The following is a 23,547-nucleotide window of genomic DNA, read 5'->3' as shown; positions in this document are numbered from 1 at the left end:
GTCACCGTCGGTGACCGCGACGGGTCGCGTCCTGCACCTCCCCGACGAGCTCCTCGATGATGTCCTCGAGGAACAGCACCGCCGTCATGCTCCCGTCCGCATCGCGCACCTGCGCGAGGTGGCGACCGGCCCGGCGCATGATGGTCAGCGCGTCCTCGAGGTCGGTGTCCTCCTGGACCGGGACCATGTGATGGATCCGCTTCGCGGGGATCGGCCGGACCGTCTTCACCACCGCATCGGGCCCCTCGGCGGTCCGCAGCACGTCCTTGAGGTGGACATAGCCGACGGCGCCGCCGTCCTCGTCCACGATGACGTAGCGGGAGAACCCGTGCTTGGCGACCGCGCGCTCGACGTCGTCCGGCGTCGAGCCCATCGGCAGCGTCACGAGGGAGGCGAGCGGGACGGCGACATCCCGCGCCTTCTTGTCGGTGAACTCCACAGCCGCGGCGACCGTCCCCGCGGAGTCGTCCAGCACGCCCTCACGGCGCGACTGATCGACGATCGTGGCGACCTCGTCGAGCGTGAACGTCGATGCCGCCTCGTCCTTCGGCTCCACCCGGAAGAGGCGCACCACACCGTTCGCCGTCGCGTTCAGCGCCCGGATGATCGGGTAGAACACCTTCGACACCCACACCAGCGGGGTCGCGAGGATCAGGACGGCGCGGTCGGGGACCGAGAACGCGAGGTTCTTCGGCACCATCTCGCCGAACACCACGTGCAGGAACGAGACCAGCAGGAGGGTGATCGCGAACGCGACCCCGTCCACGGCGCCGTCGGTGAGCCCGACGGCGTGCAACGGCATCGCGAGCAGATGGTGGATCGCGGGCTCCGACACGTTCAGGATCAGCAGCGAGCACACCGTGATCCCGAGCTGGGAGGTGGCCAGCATGAGCGTGGCGTGCTCCATCGCATACAGCGCGGTCTTCGCCGCCCGTGAACCACGTTCGGCCATCGGCTCGATCTGCGAGCGCCGGGCGGAGATCACGGCGAACTCCGCGCCGACGAAGAAGGCGTTCGCGATCAGCAGCACGAACAGCCAGACGATGCCTGCCCAGTCGCTCATCGGCCGGCCTCCCCGTCCTCGCCCGCAGAAGCGGGCGGCGTGGGCGTGAACCGGATCCGGTCGACCCGTCGCCCGTGCATCCGCACGACCTGGAGCGTTCCGCCCTCGACCTCCACCTCGTCACCCGTCACGGGCACCCGTTCCAGCACGCTCATGACGTAGCCGCCGACGGTGTCGTAGACATCGCCCTCGGGGACCTCGATCCCCGCGCTCGCGCGCAGCTCGTCCGGACGGAGCTCGCCTGGGAACGTCACGGAGTCGCGGCCGTGCACGACGCCGGCGCGACTGCGATCATGCTCGTCGGAGACCTCGCCGACGATCTCCTCCACCAAATCCTCCAATGTCACGACCCCCGCGGTCCCGCCATACTCGTCGACCACGATCGCCATCTGGTAGCCGCGGTTGCGCAGCTCGGCGACGAGGACGTCGAGATGGACGGTCTCCGGAACCCGCAGCGGCTCGGTCGCGAGGGCGGCGGCGGGGACCTCCCCGCGACGCTCCCGCGGCACGGAGACGGCGGCCTTGAGGTGCACGACCCCGGTGATGTCGTCCAGCGACTCGTCGTAGACCGGGAACCTGCTGTGCCCGGTGCGCCGCGCGAGCTGGATGACCTCCTCGGCGGGGTCGCCGGCGGCGACGGCGTGCATGCTCGGCCGTGCCGTCATCACGTCGGCGGCGCTCAGCCGGGAGAAGCTCAGGCTGCGGTCGAGGAGTGACGCGGTGTCGGCCTCCAGAACGCCCGCGCTCGCGGAGCGCCTCACGAGCGAGGACAGCTCCTCCGCGGAACGCGCGCCCGAGAGCTCCTCCTTCGGCTCGATGCCCATCGCGCGCAGCACCGCGTTGGCGCTGCCGTTGAGCACGACGACAGCAGGACGGAACACCCACGTGAACGCCGTCTGGAACGGCATCACGAGCTTGGCCGTCTCCCGGGGAAGCGCGAGGGCGAAGTTCTTCGGGACGAGCTCGCCGAGGATCATCGAGAGCATCGTCGCAGTGACCATGGCGATCACCACGGCGACCGGCGAGACCGCGGCCTCCGGCAGCCCCCAGCCGGTCAGCACCGGTCGGAGCAGGCTGGACAGCGCCGGCTCCATCGTGAAACCCGTCAGCAGGGTGGTGAGGGTGATCCCCAGCTGTGCCGACGAGAGGTGCGTCGAGGTGATCCTCAGCGCCGCGATCGTCATCGCCAGGCGGGTCTCCCCGCGATCGCGACGCGCTTCCAGTTCGGCCCGATCGAGATTGACCAGCGCGAACTCGCTCGCGACGAACAGTCCGGTCCCGATGGTGAGCAGGAGCCCCACGCCCAGCCAGATGTAGTCGATCACGACTGTTCCTCCACGAGGGAGGAGGGCGGGCAGTGGGGCGATGTACTACAAGAGGGAGGGTCGTCCATGGTGAGGAAGATTCTAGCCACGATCCCTGAATCGATGCCGAGTTCGCCCACTTCATGCACCGCCCTGTGGTCGCCGTTTCGCTGCCTCCCGCTGCCGGCCCACCGCCGCGCTGCACTTTCCTGGGTCCGGCCCTGTTCGCGCTGCTCTTCCCTGCGTGCGCGGTGGAAATCGGCGCAGCGCGAGCAGGAATATGGCGCGCGACGCGGGAGATCGCCACCGGGAGCGACACGCAGGATCACCATGTGGCGGCAGCACGAGGGCGAGGAGAGCGCGAGGGGAGTCCGTCCGCGCTCAGGATGTCATACAGGAGGCGCGGATCATCCAGCGCGGGCGTTCGCCAGCGCGACACCCGGCAGACCGCTCGGCGCAACGCGTCGCCACGGTCCTTCTCCCGGATCAGCGCCTGCGCCGGCGTCATCCCGTCGAGGAGCGCAGGATCCAGGTACTTCCCCGTTCCATCGAACTCCCCGGCGTGGTCGTACTCCTCGAAGAAGAAGTCACTGCGGACGGCGCCGAAGCCCGGCAGGACGAAGCGCCGCTGCAAGACGGGAGCGGGAAAGCCCAATCGGTCAAGGAGCACTCGGCTCTGCGACTCCCGCACGGAGTCCGACAGCCCCGTGCTGAACGCGAAGGCCTCATGAGCCCTCGCCATACCCCGACCGCTCCGCCGGGCGAGCACCTCGGCCAAGGCCCGCGCGTCGGCCATCGCGCCGCCGGCTCTTCGCATCCAGCGGACCTGATCCATTGCGATGACGCCATCGACGAAGGGAGACTCCGCGGCGATGTCGACGGCCGTCTGCGCCGGCGACGTGACCAGATGGCCCCGCCACGGCACGATCTCCACACCGTCGAACCCGAGCGCGCGACGCTGAACCGCGCCCGAGGACCGCCCGCCGGACGCCTTCGCGATCCGAACCTCGATCCGCAACGGCCAAGCCCTGACCCGATCGACGCCCCAGATCGCCGCTGCCGCCGCATGGGTGAACACCTGAGGACCGCGCGTCCGGTCCGCGATCTCCAGCACCCGCACCCGATGCCGAGCCATCGGGTCCAGCGCATGCCAGGCCTCTGCCGGCACGAAGCTCCCCGCCGCGACACGGACCAGGGATCCGGCATCGAGGAGGCGCCGGAGCCTGCGATCATCGACCGGCACGCCGTCTCGCTCCCGACGGCGGTAGACGGGGATCGGGTGCTCGCTCGAGGCCTCCATGCGGCAACCCTCGCAGGCCATCACTGTCATGGAGAGGGCCTGTGCCCGATCCTGTGCAGAAGTCGTCCGACGGAGAAACGGTGCAGGAAGACCTTCCGGAGCCGGCGGCCCGGTCCCGTTCCTGGCCCTGCCTCCGCGCACGTCCCTCGGCCGGTGGCGCCCCGGCCTGCCCGCCCGGTTGCCTGCGCTGCTGATCCCTGTCCGCGCTGCGACGCTTTGCGCAGCGCGGACAGAAATCGACAGCGCGACCGCAGGAATCAGCAGCGCACGCAGGAATCAGCAGCGCGCAGGAATCAGCAGCGCGCGACCACCGGCGGCGCCGGCTGCGCCACAAAACAGCAGCGCGCCAACCGGCAGCGCACCACCGCACCAACCGCGTGGGCGGCTACCAGCTCACCGGAAGTGCTTTGCCCTCTTCGTATCCGGCCGCGGACTGCAGGCCGACAAGGGCCCGCTCGTGGAAGTCGGGAACGGACGAGGCCCCCGCGTAGGTGAAGGAGGACCGCACGCCGGACGTGATCATGTCCAGCAGGTCCTCAAGGCCGGGGCGGAGCGGATCGAGGTAGATCCGCGACGAGGAGATGCCCTCCGCGAACAGCTCCTTGCGCGCACGCTCATAGGCGTCGAGGCGGCCGAACCGCGCCTGCACCGCCTTGGTCGAGGCCATCCCCCACGACTCCTTGTACACACGCCCCTCGGCATCCGCCTGCAGCTCGCCCGGGGCCTCGATCGTGCCGGCGAACCACGATCCGACCATCACGGAGGCGGCGCCCGCGGCGAGCGCGAGCGCGACGTCGCGCGGGTAACGGACCCCGCCGTCCGCCCAGACATGGGCGCCGAGCTCCCGCGCGGCCTCGGCCGTCTCCAGGACGGCGGAGAACTGGGGCCGGCCGACGGCCGTCATCATGCGGGTCGTGCACATCGCGCCGGGGCCGACGCCGACCTTCAGGATCGAGGCGCCCGCGTCGACGAGATCGCGCACGCCGTCCGCGGTGACGATGTTCCCGGCGACGATGGGGATGCCGAGTCCCAGCGACGCGACAGTCTGCAGCGCCCGCAGCATGCCCTCCTGGTGCCCGTGCGCGGTGTCGACCACGAGGACGTCGACCCCCGCCGCGGCGAGCGCCCTCGCCTTGGCGGCGAGGTCCCCGTTGATCCCGACGGCCGCGGCGACCGCGAGGCGGCCGTCGGCGTCGACGGCCGGGCGGTAGAGCGTCGAGCGCAGCGCGCTCCGCGCGGTGAGCGTCCCGACCAGACGTCCGTGCCGGAGCACGCACACCATGTCGGCGCCGGTGGCGGTGATCGCGTCGAACGCGGCGCGTCCGCCCTCCGTGTCCTCGGCGTCCAGCGAGGGCGAGTCGGCGTGCACGAGGTCGCCGAGCTTCGCGTCCCGGAGCGCCGTCGCCAGGCGGACAGCGGGCAGGATGCCGTGGATGCCCTCGGCCCGCACGTCGTCGCCGCCATCGGCCACGACGATGCCGTGCCCCTCGGTGGCCGGAAGCAGGCGCAGCGCATCCTCCACCGACGCGGACGGGGCGAGCACCAGCGGGGTGTCCCAGGCGACCGGCTGCCGCTTGACCCACCGGATCGCCTCGTCCAGGTCTTGCAGCGGCATGTCCTGCGGGAGGACCCCGATGCCGCCTCGACGGGCGAGGGTGGCGGCCAGGCGCGGACCGGTCACGGAGTTCATGTTGGAGGCCACCAGGGGGATGGTCGCCGGCGTCCCGTCCTGGGGCGCGAGGTCCACTTGGAGGCGGCTGGTCACGTCGGATCGACGGGGGACGAGGAACACGTCCGAGTAGGTCAGATCCACCATGGGTCGTTCACCGGAGAACTGCATGTGCCCAGGGTATCGATTCACACGCCGCGCGAGGCGCGCGCTCGGGCATTCGCACGGCGAAAAGCGTTAGGCTTGGAGATCGAAGCGTGGCACCTCCGGGAGGGTCCCGGGACGGCGACCACCGACCTTCAGCGACGAAAGAGGGCGATCGAGCGTGTCGAGCCAGGTGACCGGCGTCGGGACTTCGGACGACGGGGGGTTCGGAGCCAATTCCTGGCTCGTCGACGAGCTCTACGAACAGTTCAAGGTGGATCGCAACTCCGTGGACAAGGAGTGGTGGCCGATCCTCGAGAAGTACCGGCCCGACGAGGCCGCCGCCGCCCCGCAGCCTCCCGTCGAGGCGCATCCCGTCACCGCGCCGATCCCCGTGATCGGCCAGCAGCCGGTCGCCAGGACCACGGCGCGCCCCGCCCGTGAGGCGCCGATCCCGGCGCAGGCGCCCACCTCGGTCGTCGACACCTCGGCGGAGCTGCACGAGGACGTCGTGACGCCGCTCCGCGGCATGCCCAAGACCCTGGCCGCGAACATGGACCAGTCCCTCACGGTCCCCACCGCGACGAGCGTCCGTACGATCCCGGCCAAGCTGATGATCGACAACCGCATCGTCATCAACAACCACATGGCCCGCACCCGCGGCGGCAAGGTCAGCTTCACCCACCTGATCGGCTGGGCGATCATCCGGGCGCTCAAGGAGTTCCCGAGCCAGAACGTCTTCTACTCCGAGGTGGACGGCAAGCCCGCCGTCGTCGCGCCGGCCCACGTCAACCTCGGCATCGCGATCGACCTGCCCAAGCCCGACGGCACGCGTGCGCTCCTGGTGCCGAGCATCAAGCGCGCCGACGCGATGACCTTCAGCGAGTACCTCGTCGCCTACGAGGACCTGGTCGGCCGCGCCCGCGGCAACAAGCTCACCGCCGGGGACTTCGCCGGCACCACGATCTCCCTGACCAACCCCGGCGGCATCGGCACCGTGCACTCGGTCCCCCGCCTCATGAAGGGGCAGGGCTGCATCATCGGCGCAGGAGCGCTGGAGTACCCCGCGGAGTTCCAGGGGTCCAGCCAGAAGACGCTGAACGCGCTCGGCATCGGCAAGACCATCACGCTGACCAGTACCTACGACCACCGCGTCATCCAGGGTGCGGGATCGGGCGAGTTCCTCAAGAAGGTGCATGAGCTGCTGCTCGGCCAGCGCGACTTCTACGACGACATCTTCCGCGCGCTGCGCATCCCCTACGCCCCGATCCGCTGGGCGGACGACATCGCCGTCGACCTGGCCGAGCGCATCGACAAGACCGCGCGCGTCCAGGAGCTCATCAACGCCTACCGCGTGCGCGGCCACCTCATGGCCGACATCGACCCGCTCGAGTACGTGCAGCGCTCGCACCCGGACCTCGAGATCGAGAGCCACGGCCTGACGTTCTGGGACCTGGACCGCGAGTTCGTCACCAACGGCTTCGGCGGGCACCGGATGCTCAAGCTGCGCGAGATCCTGGGCGTCCTCCGCGACTCGTACTGCCGCACGATCGGCATCGAGTACATGCACATCCAGGATCCCGACCAGCGCCGGTGGTTCCAGGAGAAGGTCGAGATCCGGTACGTCAAGCCGGGGCACGACGAGCAGCTCCGCGTGCTGAGCAAGCTCAACGAGGCCGAGGCCTTCGAGACCTTCCTGCAGACGAAGTACGTCGGGCAGAAGCGCTTCAGCCTCGAAGGCGGAGAGTCGCTCATCCCGCTCCTGGACGAGATCCTCCAGGGCGCGGCCGAGGCAGGGCTGGAGGGCGCCGCGATCGGCATGGCCCACCGCGGTCGCCTGAACGTGCTCACCAACATCGCGGGCAAGACCTACGGTCAGGTGTTCCGCGAGTTCGAGGGCGCGACCACGCCGGGCAACCAGCGCGGCTCGGGCGACGTCAAGTACCACCTCGGCACCGAGGGCACGTTCGTGGCCGACAGCGGATCGGAGCTGCCCGTCTACCTCGCGGCGAACCCGTCCCACCTGGAGACCGTCGACGGCGTCCTCGAGGGCATCGTCCGCGCGAAGCAGGACCGCAAGCCCATCGGCACCTTCACCTGGCTCCCGGTCCTCGTGCACGGCGACGCCGCGTTCGCCGGGCAGGGCGTGGTGGTCGAGACGCTGCAGATGTCGCAGCTCCGCGGCTACCGCACCGGCGGGACCGTGCACGTCGTGGTGAACAACCAGGTCGGCTTCACGACGCTTCCGACCGACTCGCGCTCCTCGGTGTACGCGACGGACGTCGCCAAGACGATCCAGGCGCCGGTCCTGCACGTGAACGGTGACGACCCGGAGGCCGTCATCCACGTCGCCCAGCTCGCCTTCGAGTACCGCGAGCGGTTCCACCGCGACATCGTGATCGACCTCGTCTGCTACCGCCGCCGCGGTCACAACGAGGGCGATGACCCGTCGATGACCCAGCCGCTGATGACCGACCTCATCCAGGCCAAGCGCTCCGTGCGCAGCCTGTACACCGAGTCGCTCGTCGGCCGCGGCGACATCACCCTGGAGGAGTACGACCAGGCCAAGGCCGACTTCCAGAACCGTCTGGAGATCGCGTTCGCCGAGACCCACGCCGCCGAGACCGGCGCGACGCCGATCGCCCCGGAGCTTGCCCCCGTGGACGCGAAGAGCGGCGTGCCCGAGGTCACCGGGGTCCCGCAGGAGGTCATCAACCTCATCGGGGACGCGCACGCCAACAAGCCCGAGGGCTTCACCGTGCACGCCAAGCTCCAGCAGCAGCTGGACAAGCGCCTGGACATGAGCCGCAAGGGCGGGATCGACTGGGGCTTCGGCGAGCTTCTCGCATTCGGCTCCCTCCTCATCGAGGGCACGCCCGTCCGCCTCGCCGGTCAGGACTCGCGCCGCGGCACGTTCGTGCAGCGTCACGCCGTGCTCCACGATCGCTCGAACGGCCAGGAATGGCTGCCGCTGGCGAACATCTCCGACAACCAGGGACGCTTCTTCGTCTACGACTCGCTCCTCAGCGAGTACGCCGCGCTCGCGTTCGAGTACGGGTACTCCGTGGAGGCGCCCGAGGCGCTCGTGCTCTGGGAGGCGCAGTTCGGCGACTTCGCGAACGGCGCGCAGTCGGTCGTGGACGAGTACATCTCCGCCGCCGAGCAGAAGTGGGGCCAGCAGTCCGGCGTCGTGCTCCTGCTCCCCCACGGCTACGAGGGTCAGGGACCGGATCACTCCTCCGCCCGCATCGAGCGGTTCCTGCAGCTGTGCGCCCAGGAGAACATGGTCGTCGCCCGCCCCTCGACCCCGGCGTCGTACTTCCACCTGCTGCGGCGCCAGGCCTACGCCCGGCCGCGCAAGCCGCTCGTGGTGTTCACCCCGAAGGCGATGCTGCGCCTGCGCGGCGCGACCAGCCCCGTGGAGGACTTCACCCGCGGACGGTTCGAGCCGGTCATCGACGATGAGCGGCAGCTCGACCGGAACGCGGTCAAGCGGGTGCTCTTCCACTCGGGCAAGGTGCACTGGGACCTGCGCTCCGAGCTGGAGAAGAACCCCAACCCCGAGGTCGCGCTCGTGCGTGTCGAGCAGCTGTACCCCGTCCCGCTCGCCGAGCTCAAGGCGGTCGCCGACTCCTACCCGAACGCTGAGCTCGTCTGGGTCCAAGAGGAGCCGGAGAACCAGGGCGCATGGCCGTTCCTGGCGCTGAGCTTCCTCTCGACGGATGGCCCGCGCACGGTGCGTCCGATCACGCGAGCGGCCGCCGCGGCGCCCTCGACCGGGTCGTCCAAGGTGCACGCCGCCGAGCAGGCGGACCTGCTCAAGCGCGCGCTCACCCTCTGAGCGATCGGTCGCCGTCCGCGACCCCCTCCTCCGACGCGGCGCTCCGGGAAACCGGGGCGCCGCGTCGTCGTCTCTGCTGCACGACGCCGACGAGGACCGCGGCGACCGCGAGCACCGCGGGGACCACCAGCGCCGCTCCTGCGAGCATCAGCAGCCCGATGGTCAGGATCGAGGCGACGACGGCGAACCACCATCCGAGGCTTCCCCGGCGGAGGATCCGCACCGCCGCGACCATGCCCAGCGCGTAGATCGCCACCATGCTCGCGGTGTGGATGAGGATGAACGGCTGAAGGTCCATCCCGGTGAGCACGACGACGCCCAGGTAGGCGAGCACCAGCACGCCTGTGCATGCCAGCGCTCGACGGGGCACCGCACCGTTCTCCACGCCCTTCGCGAGCGCCCGGGGCAGATCCCCGGTCGACGCGAGCGAGGCGCCGAGCTTCGCGAACGCGGACAGGTACACGTTCAGGACGCCGACGGCGACGATCCCGGCCACCGCGCCGATCAGGACGGGCGCCGCCCCGAGATCCCCGGCCCTCGCAAGATCGAGGAGCACGACATCGCCCCGCCCCGCCGCGTCGCCCAGCGCACCGACGGTCACGACCTGCAGCGCGAGATAGCTCGCACCAGACAGGACGAGGGTGATCGCCGTGGCGAGCGGGATCGTCCGACGCGGGCGCGCGAACTCCCCGGAGATGTGCGTGCCCACCTCCCATCCCGCGAAAGCCCACACGAACATGACGATCGCGGTGCCCACTCCGCCCCACCCGTGGGGCAGGAAGGGCTCGAAGTGCGCCGGCTCCACCGCGGGTGCCGCGAGAGCGACGACGAGCACCACCACCGCGAGGAGGAGCCCGGTCAGCAGCAGCTGGATCCATCCCGTCACGCGGACCCCGAGCAGGTTCGCCGCGAACGGCAGGGCCAGGAAGGCCAGGGCGAGAACCGGGACGGCCCCGGCGTCGATGCCCACGATCGTGGCGATGTAGCGGGCGCCGAGGACCGCGACGACGGGGCCGCCGGCGGCGACCCCGAACAGGAACCAGTAGCCGGTCGCTCTCGCGGCCGTGGGCCCCAGTGCGCGGCGCACGTAGCTGGCCACGCCGCCCGGATCGGGGTAGCGCGCCGCGAGCGCGGCGAAGGTGCCTGCGAGCGGGATGGCGAGCACGGTGACGGCCGCGACCGCGACCAGACTCGCGGGGCCGGCGACGTGCGCCGCGAGCCCCGGCAGCACCAGCAGACCGGTGCCCAGAACCGAGGCCAGATACAGGGCGACCCCCTGAGCGAGCCCGAGGCGGCCTCCGGGACCCCGGTTCCCCTCCTCGGGGAGCCGGACGGGGCGGCTGCCGCAGGACTCCTGTGCGCTCATGCGATCACGCTAGCGACCGCCGCCGACGTCAGGACCGGCCATCCCCTCGGTATCGCGCACAATGGCGGAAACGATACGGACTCTGTCCCGATCGATGCGGGCAGCACGGTCGACGACGGCCGGAAGAGACCCGGAGGAGAGCAGGGCGCCCCTAACGGAGGGATGCCCTGCGATGCCTCAGTACCAGATGCCCAGGTGCGGCGCCCGCTCACCGCGGAACGCGTCGTCCAGCGCCGCAGCGACCTCCTCCGAGGCCTCGAGGAGCGCGGATGCCCGCAGCTGGGTCGCGCGCACTCCCCCGACGTACAGCGCGGACAGGGTCGAGACAGCAGCGACCGCGTCCGGGGCGGCGTCCGACGACTCCACGGTCGCAGCCCCGCTCCCGTCGACGCGCAGTCGCCAGGTGCCCGCCGCGAGGCCGAGCGGGTCCTCGACGCGCAGCACGACGTCCAGGGGCGCACGATAGCGGCGTGCCGTGAGCGCCGCCGGGACGTCGAGGATCCGCAGCCAGCCGTGGTCGTGCACCGTGACCTCGACGGCGCGCTGGTCCACGACCAGCCAGGGAAGCGGCTCGTCCACCGGGCGCAGGTCGACGGTGATGGTGCTCACCAGATCGTGGTTGACCGCGAAGCCCCACAGCGCGCGGAGCGCCTCGTCCGTCTCCGCGCCGAGGTGACGGATCGCCATCTCGGCGCCGAAAGATCCCGGCAGCTCGGCGAGCGTGTAGGCCAGGGCGCCGCGGACGACGCCGGACTCGTCCAGATAGCGGACCCCGCGCACCGACGCGGCCTGGGCATCGCCCACGGCAAGGCCCGCCATGCGCTCCCAGCGTCCGGCCCACCCGGGGATCTGCCCTGCTCGGTGCGTCCGCGCCCGATCGTGCACCTCGGCGAGGGCGAGCGCGAGCTCCGCCTTCTCGACGTACTCCAGGCGCCCGGCCGACGCCGGCGCCGCCCACCCCGCCTTCCGCGGGTCGGTGACCTTCACGGCAGCCCCGGGCACCGCGGGCGCGAATCCGTAACGACCGTAGATCGTCGCCTCGCTCACCGTGAGTCCCGCGATCGGGACCCCGGCGGAGGCGGCGGCCCGGAGCTCGCCCTCGAGGAGGTTGCGCGCGATCCCGCGACGACGGTGGGTCCCGGACACGGTGACCGCGCTGATCGCCCACATGGGCACCTCGCCGCCGGGAACCGTCATCGGGGCGATCCAGGAGTTGACGGTCGCGACGGGCAGCGCGCCTTCCGCCGCGCCTTCCTCGAAGACGCCGACGTTGCGACGCGGCGACATCGCCGCCCTCGCCTGGTCGATGCCCTCCGGCTCCTGCTCCGGGTCCAGGAAGCCGCGGGTGATGGCGCGAAGATAGGACGTCGCCGCCTCATCATCGGCGAAGTCGACGACGCGGTACGAGAAGCCCGCTTCCCTCAGGCGTTGTTCGGATCGGGGGTCCACGGCGATGCCGCGAGCGTCGGGGATGGTCATTCCTCCACCCTACGGGCGGGCCCGACATCGCCGTCAAGGGCGGGGCGCGCGCTCCTCGCCGTCAGTGCGCGGTGGTCGCGGCGCGCAGCCGCACCAGCACCTGATCCCGCAGCTCCTCGGGAGCGGTCTCCTTGCACGCCCGGGAGATCACCTCGGTCAGCGTCGTCGAGACCAGGGCCTCCTCCCGGCAGGAGGGGCAGCTCTCCAGATGCGCGCGGATGTCCGCGTACTCGGTCTTGCACACCTCGTTGCGGAGGTACTCCTCCAAGTCGTGCCGCGCCTTCTCGCAGCCGCAGTCCTTCATTTCGTGCTCCTCGTGCCGGCCGCGGAGAATCCTCGCTCCGCGGCGTAGTCCGCCAGCAGCTCCCGGAGCAGTCGTCGTCCGCGGTGCAGACGACTCATGACGGTGCCGATCGGGGTCTTCATGATGTCGGCGATCTCCTGGTAGGCGAAGCCCTCGACATCGGCGAGGTACACCGCCAGCCGGAAGTCCTCCGGGACCGCCTGCAGCGCGTCCTTCACGACGGACGCGGGCATCCGGTCGATCGCCTCGGCCTCGGCGGATCGGCTGTGCGAGGCGGTCGTCGACTCGGCGCCGCCCAGCTGCCAGTCCTCGAGTTCGTCGATCGTGCCCTGATGCGGCTCGCGCTGCTTCTTGCGGTAGATGTTGATGTAGGTGTTGGTGAGGATGCGGTACAGCCACGCCTTGAGGTTGGTCCCCTGCGTGAAGCTGGCCCAGGAGGCGTACGCCTTCACGAAGGTCTCCTGCACCAGATCAGCAGCATCCGCGGGGTTGCGCGTCATGCGCATCGCCGCCGCATACAGCTGATCCATGAACGGGATCGCCTGCTCCTCGAACTCGCGTCGCGCAGCGTCACCGCCCGTGGCTGGCGCCACGGCATCGTCGGTCGTCTCGTGATCCATTGCCAGCCAGTCTAGGCCGTCGGATCCTGCGATCACCGGCTCCAGCGTCGCGATCATCGCCCGCCTTCCTGCTGTCGCTCCGTGCCCCGTCACAAAAGGGCTTCAGTAGGGTAGGAACCGATGAACGACGACAGGTATTCCCCGCCCCCCGCCCGCGGGCGCTGGCGCGCCCCCGTGGCCGATGGCGCACTGGCGAGCACCCTGTCGGTGCCGGGCTCCAAGTCGCTCACCAATCGCGAGCTCGTGCTCGCCGCCATCGCCGACGGGCCGGGCCGGGTGATGTCCCCGCTGCACTCCGAGGACTCCGCGCACATGGTCACCGCGCTGCGGACGCTCGGGATCGGCGTCGATGAGGTCGCCGGCGCCGGGGCGTTCGGCCCCGACCTCCTCGTCACGCCGGGTCCGATCCGCGCAGGAACCACGGTCGACTGCGGGCAGGCGGGGACCGTCATGCGCTTCATCGCGCCGCTGGCCGGACTCGCGAGCGGGGAGATCCGCCTCACGGCGCATGAGACGGCCCTTCACCGGCCGATGGGCGCGATGATCCACGCCCTGCGCGATCTGGGCGTGGATGTGGACGACGAGGGCAGCTGGTCGCTCCCCTTCACCATCCGCGGCCACGGCCGCATCCGCGGCGGCCGGGTGGAGATCGACGCATCGGCCTCCAGCCAGTTCGTCTCGGGACTCCTCCTCGCCGCGCCGCGCTTCGACGTGGGCCTTCATCTCGTGCACACCGGCGACCGCCTCCCGAGCATGCCGCACATCGACATGACGGTCGAGGCGCTCCACCGGCGCGGCATCCACGTCGAGCGGCCCGCCGTCGGCGAATGGCTCGTGGAGGCCGGGGTCCCCCGGGCGAAGGAGCTCCCGATCGAGCCCGACCTCTCCAACGCCGCGCCCTTCCTCGCAGCGGCCCTCGTCACCGGTGGCGAGGTCACGATCGGCGGCTGGCCCGCGCACTCCACTCAGCCGGGCGCCCTGCTGCCCGAGCTCCTCACAGCGCTCGGCGCCCACACCTCGCGGCGCGGCGGCGCGCTGACCGTCCGCGGCGGCGGCGGCATCGCGGGCGGCGATCTGGACCTCTCGGCCGCGGGGGAACTGACGCCCACCTTCGTCGGCCTCGCCGCCTTCGCCGACGCCCCCACCACCCTGCACGGGATCGGACACATCCGACTGCACGAGACCGACCGCATCGCGGCGCTCGCGGGGAACCTGCGCGCGCTGGGCGGCCAGGTCCAGGAGCTCCCCGACGGCCTCCGCATCACCCCTGTCCCCCTCCACGGCGGCGAGTGGCCCGCCCATCACGATCACCGGATGGCCACGACGGGGGCGCTGATCGGCCTCCGCGTCCCCGGAGTCGAGATCGACGAGATCGGGACGACCGCGAAGACGCTGCCCGAGTTCGTGCTCCTCTGGGAGCGGATGCTCGGGCGGTCCGCGGTCGCCGTCGGCGGAGGCGCCACCGCGTGAGCTGGCTCGGGGACGACGACGAGGAAGACGACGGGGCCTTCGGCTTCGACGAGGCCCTGATCCGCACGCGCCCCAACCCGAAGGCGAACCGTCCGCGCACCAAGCGCAGGCCCGCCCACGCCGACGCCGAGATCGGCCGTGTGCTGGGCGTCGACCGCGGCCGCTACTCCGTCCTGCTCGGCGAGGGGACGGACGCGGAGCGCACGATCACCGCCGTGCGGGCCCGCGAGCTCCGGCGGACGCCCATCGTGACCGGCGACGAGGCGCGGGTGGTCGGGGACACGTCGGCGGCCGACGGCACCCTCGCGCGCATCATCGGGATCGTCGAGCGCTCATCACTGCTGCGCCGCAGCGCCGACGACACCGACCAGGTCGAGCGGGTGATCGTCGCCAACGCGGACCAGATGCTCGTCGTCGTCGCAGCGGCCGACCCCGAGCCGCGGGCGCGGCTCGTCGACCGGTACCTGGTCGCCGCCCTGGACGCGGGCATCCGCCCACTGCTCGTGGTGACCAAGACCGACCTGGCCGACCCGTCCGACTTCCTGAGCCATTTCGACGGCCTTGGCCTCACGGTATTCACGAGCGCGCAGAGCGAGATGCCGGTCGAGGAGATCGGCGCGGCGCTCCTCGGTCATTCGACGGTCTTCGTCGGCCACTCCGGCGTCGGCAAGTCCACCCTCGTGAACGCTCTCGTCCCGAGCGCCGGACGCGCCACGGGCCACGTGAACGAGGTCACAGGGCGTGGCAGGCACACCTCCTCCTCGACGGTCTCGCTCCGGTTCCGCTCCCCCGCCGGCTCCGGTTGGGTGATCGACACCCCCGGCGTCCGATCGTTCGGACTCGGACACGTCGACCCGTCGAACATCCTCGCCGCGTTCACCGAGCTCGCCGAGATCGCCGAGAACTGCCCGCGCGGCTGCACCCACCTCCCCGATGCCGCCGACTGCGCCCTCAACGAGGCCGCAGCTGCCGGAGAGCTCGGCGAGGCCGGGCGCGCGCGTCTGGACTCCCTCCAGCGCCTCCTGCAGACCTTCGCCCCGGCCCCCTGACGCCCACGCCCCTTCATCCGCGACCTCTCGCGCGTCGGCGGCCCCGGCTAGGGTGGAACGGTGACCACGCAGCGACTCGAGCCCGGCTCCCCGGCCCCCGACTTCACCCTCCTCGACCAGGACGGCTCGTCCGTGTCCCTGGCGGATCTCCGCGGCCGGAAGGTCGTCCTCTACTTCTACCCGGCTGCGATGACGCCCGGGTGCACCACGCAGGCGTGCGACTTCCGCGACAGCATCTCCTCGCTCCAGGGCGCGGGTTACACCGTCGTCGGCGTCTCGCGCGACGAGCCTGCGAAGCTCCGTGAGTTCCGCGAGCGCGATGGCCTCACGTTCGCCCTCCTCAGCGATCCGGACCACGCCGTGCACGATGCCTACGGCGTCTGGGGCGAGAAGAAGAACTACGGCAAGGTCATCCAGGGCGTGATCCGCTCGACGTTCGTTCTCGACGAGCACGGCGTCGTCGAGCAGGCGCTGTACAACGTCAAGGCCACCGGGCACGTCGCGCGTCTCCGCAAGCTCCTCGGCATCGACGCCTGACCCATCGACGCCTGAGTCACCCGCGGCCTGTCGTCAACGCGGGATTCTCACATCGACGCGGAGCTCTCAGCGAGGCTCCCGTGCCGTCTCCTCGCCTGCGTCACCCTGCCGCGCGTCGCCCTCCCGCGTGTCACCGTCCCCGAGGTCTCCGCCGCGGTGCGCACGGGGCCCCTCGCGCTGCGAGACGAGGAACAGCAGGATCGCGCCGATGAGCCCGGGAACGGCCAGGCCGAGCACGAACATCGTCGGGAACGGGCGCACGCCCAGGGCGCTCGCGGCGGTCGCGACGGCGATGATCTGAAGCACCATGCCCCCGGAGCGTCCCCAGGAGCGCCCGCGGAGCACCGCGACGCCGAGGCAGACCAGGCCGACGCCGCCGATCACGGTCAGCGCGATGAGCGCGAGGGCCGACGGCAGGGATGAGGCATCGCCCGCGCTCAGGCCGAACACCTCCACGAGCGCGACGACGATGAGGGCGAGGCCCTCCAGAGCCAGCAGCGTCGCCGCAGCGACGCTGAGTTTCGAGGCGCGCATGGCCCTCCCGTCCGAGTGGTTCCGCCGCACGCGCCGAGGAGCGAGCGGAGAAAACCCTTGATCATCTGCGTTCCATGTACGAGAATAGATCACAGCCATGTGCTCCCACAGCGGCGTGGGGCGAGCATCCGCTTGCATTCCCCCCGGGCAGCACTCCCGAAACGCCGCCCGCATCAAAGGACGCGCGACCGCGCGTCCTGACGATTCTCACACGAGGAGCCCCCATGGATTGGCGCGACAAAGCCGCCTGTCTCACCGTCGACCCCGAGCTGTTCTTCCCCGTGGGGAACACCGGGCCCGCCGTCGATCAGATCGAGAAGGCAAAGGCCGTCTGCGCCCGTTGCACCGTCACCGAGATCTGCCTGCAGTACGCCCTGGAGTCCAGTCAGGACTCGGGCGTCTGGGGCGGTCTCAGCGAGGACGAGCGCCGCGCCCTCAAGCGGCGCGCCGCCCGCGCCCGCCGCGCCGGCTGAGCCGCTCCCGACGCACCCCCGGGGTCGCGATGCGTCTCCCCCACGCACCGTCCCGGAGAACGCCGGCTCCGCATCATCCGCGGAGCCGGCGTCTGATTCTTCAGGCCCTCAGGCGTTGACCCACCTCATCGGGAGGTCGATCGTCACCACGGTCCCCTCGCCCTCCGCGCCGCGCCAGTCGATGGTCCCGCCGAGCTCCCCCTGGATGAGGGTGCGGATGATCTGCGTCCCCAGCCCCTGGCCGACCCGTCCCTCCGGGAGACCGTGACCGGTGTCGCGGACGATCACGCGCAGGTTCTGATCGGTGCGCTGCGCCTCGATCGTGACCATGCCCTCCTGACCGGCGAGCCCGTGCTCGACCGCGTTGGTGACGACCTCCGTGAGGGCGAGGGCCAGCGGCGTCGCATACTCGCTCGGGAGCACGCCGAACCGGCCGCTGGACTGCGTCTGCGCTCGGGTGTTCGGCGCCGCGGCCACCTCGGCGACGAGCTTGAGCACCCGGGCGAACACCTCGTCGAAGTCGACCTTCTGAGCGAGTCCTCCCGCGAGCGTGTCGTGGACCACCGCGATCGACTCGACGCGGCGCATCGCCTGGGTGAGCGCGTCGCGCGCCTCCTCCGAGTGGGTGCGCCGCGCCTGGATCCGCAGCAGCGACGCCACGGTCTGCAGGTTGTTCTTCACACGGTGGTGGATCTCCCGGATCGTCGCATCCTTGGTGATCAGCTCCTGCTCCTGATGACGGAGCTCCGAGACGTCGCGGCACAGCACGATCGCGCCGATCCGCGTCCCGCGATCACGCAGCGGGATCGCACGCAGCGAGACGGTGACGCCCCGCGCCTCGATGTCGGTGCGCCACGGCGCCCGTCCCGTCACGACCACCGGCAGCGACTCGTCGACCTGCCTCGTCGACGGGAGGATCCGCGTGGTCACCTCGACCAGGGACTCCCCTTCGAGCTCGTCGTCGAAGCCCATGCGGTTGAAGGCGGAGAGCGCGTTCGGGCTTGCGAACGTCACGATGCCGTCCACGTCGATCCGGATCAGCCCGTCCGAGGCCCGCGGCGCGCCCCGCCGGGGCGATGTCGGTGCCGCGAGGTCGGGGAACTCTCCCGTCGCCGTCATCTGGAACAGATCGTCGGCGCACTCGTTGAAGGTGATCTGCTGTCGCGACGGCGTCCGGGCCTCGCCGAGGTTGGTGTGCCGGGTGAGGACGCCGACGACCTGCGGCTTCGCGCCCTCCTTGGGGCGCATCCGGAGGATCGGGACAGCGCGCACGCGCGTCGGCGTCTCCTCGAACCAGTCGGGCGACGAGGAGTCCACGATCTCCGCCGAGTCGAAGGCCTCCTGCACCTGCGTGCGCCACTGCGGACGCACCCGCTCCCCCACGATGTCGCGGTAGAAGAGGGTCGCCGCCCCGCTCGGGCGCGTGTGCGCGACGGCGACGAAGGATCCGTCCGAGGTCGCCACCCAGACGACGATGTCCGCGAACGCGAGATCGGCCAGCAGCTGCCCGTCCCCCGCGAGGCGGTGGAGCCACTCCACGTCCTCATCGTTCAGACATCCCTGGGCATGCACGAGGTCACTGAGAGTCGACACCCCCTCAGCCTAGATGTCCCCCTCCGACGTCGTTCACAGGACCGCGAGGGTCGTGGCGCGCCATCGACGATCCATCCCCTCGAGCCGGATCACGACGGCCCGTGTGCGCGCCGCACCCGCCACGACGACCACGGACTCCACGACGCCGTCGGCGGGCGAGGAGCAGTGCGTGGACAGGATCCGATAGACGGGTCGCGTCGGGACGATGCCCCTCGCGCTCCGCGCCCTCGCGGACAGGCCGGCCCTGATCGTCAGCGTCCGATAGGCGTCGGCCGTGAACCAGCGCGCGAGCTGGTCGACCTCGCGGACGCCCGCGAGAACCTCGAGGACGCCGTGCGTGAGTCCCTGCACCAGCGGGAGCGGATCCGGCAGCTCCTCGGACGGAGTGGGCTGCGGTGCAAAGTCTTCGAATGGCGTCATCGTCTTCTTCCCCCCGGAACGGACCTCAGCAGTAGAGCACGCCGGACGGGGGCTGCGGGGGCGCCGGCGCAAGGTATGTGGATAACTCGTAGGCTCGAATGCGCTGCTCCCCTACGCTCATGCACGTGGAATGGGAACGGCTTTTCGAGGATCTCGAGGACCAGCTCGCCTCCGGCTGGGAGGCGGAGCGGGCGGCGCTCGACGCCGAGTCCGAGCGGCTCCGGATCGCGCGCCTCGACCTGAGGACGAGACTGTCCGCACTCGTCCGGGAGCCGACGCCGATCGCGGCGACCATGACGGACGGGGCGACGGTCACCGGAAGGCCTCGGGCGGTCGGGGCCGACTGGATCGCGCTGGAGCCGGCCGAGAGCCGCGTGGTCGTCCTCCTCCCGCTCGGCGCCGTCGCCCTCTGGACGCTGGATCACGGCGCCCTCCTCGCGAGCGGCGGGCCCTCCGAGCCCCTCTCACCCCTTCGCGAGCGGATGACGCTCGGCTTCGTCCTCCGCGATCTCGCCCGGCGGCGCGCCGGGGTGTCGCTCCGCGTCCGGCCGGGGACGATCCTCACCGGGACGATCGACAGGGCCGGCGCCGATCACCTGGATCTCGCACTGCACGATGCGGGCGAGCCCCGCCGCACGCACGCCGTGCGCGGCTTCCGTATCGTTCCGTTCTCCGCGCTGATCAGCGTCACGACCGGCATCGCCTCGACGGGGAGGCTCGGCTGATCCCGTCGGCTCGATCGCGCCTCAGCCGAACTCACGGCGGCCGACGCCCCAGACCTCGGGGAAGCTGGCCGCATTCGCCTGATGCCAGAGCGCCATGCGCCGCGCCTCCTCGGTCTGCTCGTCGAGATACTCCCCGAGGCTGGCCTCCTCGACCCGCCAGCGCGCCGGCGAGCCGAGCCGGGCTCCCCGGAGCCGGCCCTCCATCACCAGGGAGACGACCTCGTGGACGTCGATGCTGAGCAGCTCGGCCACCTGGGCCGGGGCCAGGTACCGCGCGGAAGGCGATGACGCATCGGGCATGGAGCCATTCTCCTCCGGGTGCGCGGATCCGCCCGGAGGAGGGCCGGGCTGTGGATAACTCCGGCGCCGCGGCCGGCGATCTGTGACGATGGCGACATGGTCTCGATCCCACGACTTCGGCGCCCCTGGGGCGACGTCCGCTTCCTCATCGGCGTCCTCCTGATCGTCGTCGCGATCGTCGGCGTATGGCTCATCGTGTCCTCGTCGCGGCAGACGGCGCCCGCGCTCCAGGCCACGCGCACGATCGTGCCCGGCGAGGCGCTCTCGTCCGCGGACGTCCGGGTCGTCGACGTCTCCCTTGGCACGGTCGCTCCGACATACCTGACCCCGACGACGCTCGAGCCGGGGGCGATCGCGACCAGGACGATCGAGGATGGGGAGCTCATCGCCGTGTCCTCCACCGCTCCCGCCGACGCCGGCCGCACGACCGCCGTCGTAGTGGAGAGCGCCGTGGGCATCCCCGGCGCCGTCGCCGAGGGCGCCGTCGTCGAGGTCTGGTACGCACCGCCCTCGAAGGAAGGGAAGGGGTTCGATCCTCCCCGCATCCTCCTGGAGGAGGCCGTCGTCGCCGGGGTGACGCGCGCCGACGGTCTCCTGGGAGGCTCGCAGGCCACGCTCGAGCTGATCGTCGACCGCTCGTCCGTCGGCGACGTGCTCGCCGCGGTCGCCGACGGCGCCGCGCTGTCCGTCGTCCCGTTGCGGTCGGGATCGTGAGCCGCATCGTCCTCGTCGGCGACGACGACGCGACGCGGTCGCTCATCGCCGATCTGCCGCACGCGGGCGTCGAGGTCCTCGCCGTCATCGCGCCCGACGTCCTCCGCCACGCCTCCTCCGCGCACGCCCTTCCGCCGCTGCCGCTGCGCGAGGCCGACGCGCTGCTGCTGCCGGCCGATCGCGCCCTCCTCCCCGCGTGGCTCCGCGCGGACTGCGACCGCGCCGGGGTGCGCATCCTGCTCCTCGGACAGGGTGAGCGCGCCGAGAGGCTCGCTCGCCGGAACGGCCTCAGAGCCCCGCTCCCGCCGGAGAGCAGCGCCTGGGACCTGGCCGACGCCATCACCACGACAGCCCCCGTGTCGGCGAGCACGGCCGGCGCGACCGGTGCTGCGAGTGCTGGCACTGGTACCGGTACCGGTACGGAGACCTCGCCGGACGGCGTCGTCCTCGCGGTCTGGGGACCGCCGGGCGCCCCTGGGCGCACCACCGTCGCGATCCAACTGGCCGCGGCGCTGGCGTCGCCGCATCGCCAGGTGTCCCTCGTCGACGCCGACACCCATGCCCCCTCGATCGCGCTGCTCCTCGGCCTCGCCGACGACGGGCCGGGGATCGCCGCCGCCTGTCGCCGAGCGGAGATGGGGCTCCTCGACGGCGCGGAGCTCAGCCGCCTCGCGACGCCCGTGACCGCCGGGTCCGCCACGATCGACGTCCTGGCCGGGCTCAACCGCCCCTCGCGCTGGCCCGAGCTCTCCGCCGCACGCCTCCGCGCGACCCTCGTCGCCTGCCGGGACTGGGCGCCGGTCACGGTCGTCGACGTCGCAGCCTCCCTGGAGGCGGACGAGGAGCTCATGAGCGATGTGGCCGTGCCCCGGAGGAACGCCGCCGCCCTCACCGTGCTCGAGACGGCGGACCGGATCATCGCCGTCGCCGCTGCGGACCCGCTCGGCATCGCCCGCTTCGTGCGCGCCTACGCCGAGCTCCGTGCGGTCGTGGGGACGACCCCGGTCACGGTGCTCGTGAACCGACTGCGACCCGGCCCCGTCGGCCTCGACGCCCGAACGCAGATCCGGCGCACGCTGGAACGCTTCTCCGGCATCCTCGACATCCGGTTCCTGCCCCTCGACGCCCGCGCCGCGGATGCCGCGCTCCTGCACGGGAAGCCGATCTCCGAGGTCTCGCCGCGCTCGGCGCTGGCCGCGGAGATCGCCCGGCTCGCGGCGTCCCTGGACCAGGGCACCGCCGGGGGCACGCGCAGAGGTGCGGGCGCGGGAGTGGGAGCGGGCACTTCCGGCCGGGTGCGTCGTTCGGGAGGGGGCACGACCCGACGGGAGCGACGACTGCCGCGTTCCGCCGGGCCGTGATCGGCTACTGCCGGTAGCTCGCGAGAAAGTTGCCCAGTCGCTCGATCGCCTCGCTGATGACGCGCGGCTCGGGCAGCGTCACCACCCGGAGATGATCCGGCGTCGCCCAGTTGAAGCCGGTGCCCTGCACGAGCAGGATGTGCTCGGCCACGAGCAGGTCGTAGATGAGCTTCGCGTCGTCCCTGATCTCGTGCACGTTCGGGTCCAGCCGCGGGAAGGCGTACAGCGCACCGCTCGGCTTGACGCAGGAGACCCCGGGGATCGCCTCGAGCCCCTCCCACGCGGCATCGCGCTGCTGGTGCAGGCGTCCGCTCGGTGCGATGAGCGCGTCGATCGACTGCACACCGGAGAGGGCCGCCTGCACGGCGTGCTGCGCCGGGACGTTCGGGCAGAGGCGTGTCGATGCGAGCAGGGTGATGCCCTCGAGGAACCCGCGGGCATGCGCGGTGGGGCCGCTGATCACCAGCCAGGCCGAACGGAAGCCCGCGACGCGGTAGGTCTTGGAGAGGCCGTTGAAGGTCAGGCAGAGCAGGTCGGGGGCCAGGGTCGCGGTGGGGATGTGCACCGCGCCGTCGAAGAGGATCCGGTCGTAGATCTCGTCCGAGAGCAGGAGCAGGTCGTTCTCGCGGGCGATACGGATCATCCCCTCGAGCACCTCGCGGGAGTAGACGGCTCCCGTCGGGTTGTTGGGGTTGATGATGACGAGGGCCTTCGTCTTGGGCGTCACCTTCGACCGGATGTCCTCCAGGTCGGGGTTCCACCCGTTCTCCTCATCGCAGAGGTAGTGCACGGGCGTCCCGCCGGCGAGGCTCGTCATCGCGGTCCACAGCGGGTAGTCCGGCGCCGGGATCAGCACCTCGTCGCCCTCGTCGAGAAGAGCCTGCATGGTCATGGTGATGAGCTCGGACACGCCGTTGCCGAGGAAGACGTCGTCGGGGCCGAAGGGCGGGAAGCCCTCGACCTCCTCGTAGCGGCTGACGACGGCCCGACGCGCGGAGATGATCCCCTTGCTGTCGCTGTAGCCGTGCGCGGTCGGCAGGGTCGTCAGCATGTCCTGCACGATCTGCTGCGGAGCCTCGAAGCCGAAGATCGCGGGGTTCCCCGTGTTCAGCTTCAGCACCGAGTGACCCTCTGCCTCCAGCCGTGCCGCCTCGGCGAGCGCGTTGCCGCGGATCTCGTAGAGGACGTTCTTGAGCTTGGACGACTGGTCGAAGGATCGGGGTGCCATTGAGAAAGAATACCGGTCCGCCGGCACCGGCTCGCACGCGCGAACCCCCGGGC

At 71.3% G+C, this 23,547-nt stretch carries 21 protein-coding genes; 8 read left to right on the top strand and 13 right to left on the bottom strand.

What is annotated here, in order from left to right; genetic code table 11:
* Position 1 precedes the first annotated feature (1 nt).
* From J2Y69_RS04870 to guaB1, 4 genes are all read right to left on the bottom strand, one after another.
* On the bottom strand, positions 2–1,063 hold the full coding sequence (locus J2Y69_RS04870; RefSeq protein WP_310018132.1) for a hemolysin family protein: 1,062 nt from the start codon (positions 1,061–1,063) through the stop codon (positions 2–4).
* Entirely contained in the window at positions 1,060–2,385 is a 1,326-nt protein-coding gene (locus J2Y69_RS04865) for a hemolysin family protein (protein WP_310018318.1), read from the bottom strand. The genes J2Y69_RS04870 and J2Y69_RS04865 overlap by 4 nt, the downstream gene beginning before the upstream one ends.
* A gap of 307 nt (positions 2,386–2,692) precedes the next feature.
* Positions 2,693–3,667: a hypothetical protein gene (locus J2Y69_RS04860; RefSeq protein WP_310018129.1), complete on the bottom strand. Its 975-nt coding sequence runs from the start codon at positions 3,665–3,667 to the stop codon at positions 2,693–2,695.
* Positions 3,668–4,052: 385 nt separating this feature from the next.
* On the bottom strand, positions 4,053–5,507 hold the full coding sequence (gene guaB1 / locus J2Y69_RS04855) for a GMP reductase (RefSeq protein ID WP_310018127.1): 1,455 nt from the start codon (positions 5,505–5,507) through the stop codon (positions 4,053–4,055).
* A 154-nt stretch (positions 5,508–5,661) separates the two neighbouring features.
* Between guaB1 and J2Y69_RS04850 the strand changes: the two genes are divergently transcribed.
* Entirely contained in the window at positions 5,662–9,321 is a 3,660-nt protein-coding gene (locus tag J2Y69_RS04850; RefSeq protein ID WP_310018125.1) for a multifunctional oxoglutarate decarboxylase/oxoglutarate dehydrogenase thiamine pyrophosphate-binding subunit/dihydrolipoyllysine-residue succinyltransferase subunit, read from the top strand.
* Here J2Y69_RS04850 and J2Y69_RS04845 read toward each other — a convergent pair.
* The 4 genes from J2Y69_RS04845 to J2Y69_RS04830 all read right to left on the bottom strand — a co-directional run bounded on the left by J2Y69_RS04845 (position 9,311) and on the right by J2Y69_RS04830 (position 13,090).
* The gene (locus J2Y69_RS04845; RefSeq protein WP_310018123.1) at positions 9,311–10,687 is read right to left on the bottom strand and encodes an APC family permease; all 1,377 of its coding nucleotides are present in this window, start codon (positions 10,685–10,687) and stop codon (positions 9,311–9,313) included. The two genes, J2Y69_RS04850 and J2Y69_RS04845, sit on opposite strands and share 11 nt — an antisense overlap.
* A 177-nt stretch (positions 10,688–10,864) precedes the next feature.
* The gene (locus J2Y69_RS04840) at positions 10,865–12,166 is read right to left on the bottom strand and encodes a GNAT family N-acetyltransferase (protein WP_310018121.1); all 1,302 of its coding nucleotides are present in this window, start codon (positions 12,164–12,166) and stop codon (positions 10,865–10,867) included.
* A 61-nt stretch (positions 12,167–12,227) separates the two neighbouring features.
* On the bottom strand, positions 12,228–12,470 hold the full coding sequence (locus tag J2Y69_RS04835) for a zf-HC2 domain-containing protein (protein ID WP_310018119.1): 243 nt from the start codon (positions 12,468–12,470) through the stop codon (positions 12,228–12,230).
* Positions 12,467–13,090 (bottom strand): sigma-70 family RNA polymerase sigma factor, encoded by a 624-nt coding sequence (locus J2Y69_RS04830; RefSeq protein ID WP_310018117.1) that lies wholly within the window; start codon positions 13,088–13,090, stop codon positions 12,467–12,469. Before J2Y69_RS04830 ends, J2Y69_RS04835 begins: the two co-directional genes overlap by 4 nt.
* 120 nt (positions 13,091–13,210) lie before the next feature.
* Here J2Y69_RS04830 and aroA point away from each other — a divergent pair, with 120 nt between their 5' ends.
* Genes aroA through bcp form a run of 3 tightly spaced genes read left to right on the top strand, consistent with a single transcriptional unit; the run spans position 13,211 to position 16,146 of the window.
* The gene (aroA, locus tag J2Y69_RS04825) at positions 13,211–14,560 is read left to right on the top strand and encodes a 3-phosphoshikimate 1-carboxyvinyltransferase (protein WP_310018115.1); all 1,350 of its coding nucleotides are present in this window, start codon (positions 13,211–13,213) and stop codon (positions 14,558–14,560) included.
* Positions 14,557–15,609: a ribosome small subunit-dependent GTPase A gene (gene rsgA, locus J2Y69_RS04820; protein ID WP_310018113.1), complete on the top strand. Its 1,053-nt coding sequence runs from the start codon at positions 14,557–14,559 to the stop codon at positions 15,607–15,609. Before aroA ends, rsgA begins: the two co-directional genes overlap by 4 nt.
* Positions 15,610–15,669: 60 nt before the next feature.
* A complete protein-coding gene (gene bcp, locus J2Y69_RS04815) occupies positions 15,670–16,146 on the top strand; it encodes a thioredoxin-dependent thiol peroxidase (RefSeq protein WP_310018112.1) in 477 nt (158 codons plus the stop codon).
* Between the two features lie 66 nt (positions 16,147–16,212).
* Here bcp and J2Y69_RS04810 read toward each other — a convergent pair whose 3' ends face one another.
* The gene (locus J2Y69_RS04810; protein WP_310018110.1) at positions 16,213–16,680 is read right to left on the bottom strand and encodes a hypothetical protein; all 468 of its coding nucleotides are present in this window, start codon (positions 16,678–16,680) and stop codon (positions 16,213–16,215) included.
* A gap of 224 nt (positions 16,681–16,904) precedes the next feature.
* Here J2Y69_RS04810 and J2Y69_RS04805 point away from each other — a divergent pair, with 224 nt between their 5' ends.
* On the top strand, positions 16,905–17,153 hold the full coding sequence (locus tag J2Y69_RS04805; RefSeq protein WP_310018108.1) for a WhiB family transcriptional regulator: 249 nt from the start codon (positions 16,905–16,907) through the stop codon (positions 17,151–17,153).
* Positions 17,154–17,261: 108 nt separating this feature from the next.
* Here the strand turns inward: J2Y69_RS04805 and J2Y69_RS04800 are convergent, their stop codons facing one another.
* Together J2Y69_RS04800 and J2Y69_RS04795 are read right to left on the bottom strand one after the other, a co-directional pair.
* Positions 17,262–18,746 (bottom strand): sensor histidine kinase, encoded by a 1,485-nt coding sequence (locus J2Y69_RS04800; RefSeq protein WP_310018106.1) that lies wholly within the window; start codon positions 18,744–18,746, stop codon positions 17,262–17,264.
* Between the two features lie 33 nt (positions 18,747–18,779).
* Positions 18,780–19,166 carry an Rv3235 family protein gene (locus J2Y69_RS04795; RefSeq protein ID WP_310018103.1) on the bottom strand — a complete coding sequence of 129 codons (387 nt, stop codon included), beginning with the start codon at positions 19,164–19,166 and terminating at the stop codon, positions 18,780–18,782.
* Positions 19,167–19,291: 125 nt separating this feature from the next.
* On the opposite strand from J2Y69_RS04795, the gene J2Y69_RS04790 reads away from it, so the two are divergent.
* Positions 19,292–19,891 (top strand): hypothetical protein, encoded by a 600-nt coding sequence (locus J2Y69_RS04790; RefSeq protein WP_310018101.1) that lies wholly within the window; start codon positions 19,292–19,294, stop codon positions 19,889–19,891.
* Between the two features lie 21 nt (positions 19,892–19,912).
* Here the strand turns inward: J2Y69_RS04790 and J2Y69_RS04785 are convergent, their stop codons facing one another.
* Positions 19,913–20,191, bottom strand: coding sequence for a helix-turn-helix domain-containing protein (locus J2Y69_RS04785; RefSeq protein WP_310018099.1), 279 nt, complete (start codon positions 20,189–20,191; stop codon positions 19,913–19,915).
* A 96-nt stretch (positions 20,192–20,287) separates the two neighbouring features.
* On the opposite strand from J2Y69_RS04785, the gene J2Y69_RS04780 reads away from it, so the two are divergent.
* Positions 20,288–20,905, top strand: coding sequence for an SAF domain-containing protein (locus J2Y69_RS04780; RefSeq protein ID WP_310018097.1), 618 nt, complete (start codon positions 20,288–20,290; stop codon positions 20,903–20,905).
* The gene (locus J2Y69_RS04775) at positions 20,902–22,266 is read left to right on the top strand and encodes an AAA family ATPase (protein WP_310018095.1); all 1,365 of its coding nucleotides are present in this window, start codon (positions 20,902–20,904) and stop codon (positions 22,264–22,266) included. Before J2Y69_RS04780 ends, J2Y69_RS04775 begins: the two co-directional genes overlap by 4 nt.
* A 4-nt stretch (positions 22,267–22,270) precedes the next feature.
* Here J2Y69_RS04775 and J2Y69_RS04770 read toward each other — a convergent pair whose 3' ends face one another.
* Positions 22,271–23,494, bottom strand: a complete 1,224-nt coding sequence (locus tag J2Y69_RS04770) for a pyridoxal phosphate-dependent aminotransferase (RefSeq protein ID WP_310018093.1) — start codon at positions 23,492–23,494, stop codon at positions 22,271–22,273.
* Positions 23,495–23,547 lie beyond the last annotated feature (53 nt).

The organism is Microbacterium resistens, from assembly GCF_031456305.1.
GTDB lineage: Bacteria > Actinomycetota > Actinomycetes > Actinomycetales > Microbacteriaceae > Microbacterium > Microbacterium resistens_A.
The sequence above is the reverse complement of the archived record's forward strand: the minus strand, read 5'-3'. Positions and strand labels throughout refer to the sequence as shown.

Bases quoted from the DNA above. Each gene is read 5' to 3' on its own strand.
- J2Y69_RS04860 (WP_310018129.1), bottom strand. From the start codon at position 3,667: ATGGAGGCCTCGAGCGAGCACCCGATCCCCGTCTACCGCCGTCGGGAG.
- guaB1 (WP_310018127.1), bottom strand. From the start codon at position 5,507: ATGCAGTTCTCCGGTGAACGACCCATGGTGGATCTGACCTACTCGGAC.
- J2Y69_RS04830 (WP_310018117.1), bottom strand. From the start codon at position 13,090: ATGGATCACGAGACGACCGACGATGCCGTGGCGCCAGCCACGGGCGGT.
- J2Y69_RS04795 (WP_310018103.1), bottom strand. From the start codon at position 19,166: ATGACGCCATTCGAAGACTTTGCACCGCAGCCCACTCCGTCCGAGGAG.
- aroA (WP_310018115.1), top strand. From the start codon at position 13,211: ATGAACGACGACAGGTATTCCCCGCCCCCCGCCCGCGGGCGCTGGCGC.
- J2Y69_RS04805 (WP_310018108.1), top strand. From the start codon at position 16,905: ATGGATTGGCGCGACAAAGCCGCCTGTCTCACCGTCGACCCCGAGCTG.
- J2Y69_RS04870 (WP_310018132.1), bottom strand. From the start codon at position 1,063: ATGAGCGACTGGGCAGGCATCGTCTGGCTGTTCGTGCTGCTGATCGCG.
- J2Y69_RS04835 (WP_310018119.1), bottom strand. From the start codon at position 12,470: ATGAAGGACTGCGGCTGCGAGAAGGCGCGGCACGACTTGGAGGAGTAC.
- J2Y69_RS04785 (WP_310018099.1), bottom strand. From the start codon at position 20,191: ATGCCCGATGCGTCATCGCCTTCCGCGCGGTACCTGGCCCCGGCCCAG.
- J2Y69_RS04840 (WP_310018121.1), bottom strand. From the start codon at position 12,166: ATGACCATCCCCGACGCTCGCGGCATCGCCGTGGACCCCCGATCCGAA.
- J2Y69_RS04770 (WP_310018093.1), bottom strand. From the start codon at position 23,494: ATGGCACCCCGATCCTTCGACCAGTCGTCCAAGCTCAAGAACGTCCTC.
- J2Y69_RS04780 (WP_310018097.1), top strand. From the start codon at position 20,288: ATGGTCTCGATCCCACGACTTCGGCGCCCCTGGGGCGACGTCCGCTTC.
- J2Y69_RS04810 (WP_310018110.1), bottom strand. From the start codon at position 16,680: ATGCGCGCCTCGAAACTCAGCGTCGCTGCGGCGACGCTGCTGGCTCTG.
- J2Y69_RS04845 (WP_310018123.1), bottom strand. From the start codon at position 10,687: ATGAGCGCACAGGAGTCCTGCGGCAGCCGCCCCGTCCGGCTCCCCGAG.